This is a genomic window from Rhizobacter sp. P2_H2 (assembly GCF_056403375.1).
The window spans coordinates 1-720 of sequence record NZ_JBFUFP010001691.1; the positions used below are offsets into that span (position 1 = coordinate 1).

The 720-nt window shown below is 70.1% G+C and carries 1 protein-coding gene; it reads left to right on the plus strand.

All coding sequences use genetic code 11. The features are described 5' to 3' along the window. The coding region (locus AC1D15_RS35645; RefSeq protein WP_477829806.1) for a hypothetical protein at window positions 1-720 on the plus strand (720 nt) is incomplete at both ends.

Consider the following 720-nt stretch of genomic DNA (forward strand, 5'->3'; position numbering starts at 1 on the left):
GGCCGCGCGCACTGCCGTGCTGGGCAGCACCTACGCGATCGACGGTGCCATCATGCCGGTGATGCGCGGCCAGCAGCTCACCGAGACCCGCGCCGACATGCGCCGCAACGACGGCGTACTGAGCTTCGACAACCGGCTGCTGCGCAGCTTTGCCGGCGACACGCGCTCCTCCGACATCACGCGGCTGGACCGCAAGCTGGTGTGGACGCAGAACATCGCGAAGAAGACCTACACCGAATGCCCGCTGACCGGCTGCCCCCGGCCGGCGCAGCCGCAGCAGCCCGACAAGCCGAAGCCCGAGCAGCCGGCGAAGCCCGCCGAGCCGTCGTGCCCGCTGGTGCTGAAGAAGAACGACCTGAAGGTGGTGGCCACCGGCGAACGCAAGGCGATCGGCGCGTTCAACAGCGAACGCTTCCAGCTCGCCTGGGTGCTGGAGCTGGAGGATCCGCAGGGCCGGCGCAACAGCAACCGGGTGCAGCTCGACCTGTGGACCACGCCCGAGGTCGGCGCGGTGAAGGAGGTGCAGGTGATCACGCAGGCCTTCCAGGCGCGGCACGCCGCCGCCGTTTCGGCCGGCGGCGAGCATCCGTTCGGCAAGTACCTGCCGAAAGAGGTGACGGGCTCGATGGGCGCGCTGCTGCRCAACCTGGGCGGCGCCAACGCGAAGACGACCGCCGCCTGGGGCAACGAGCTGAAGAAGGTGCGCGGCTACCCGATGGC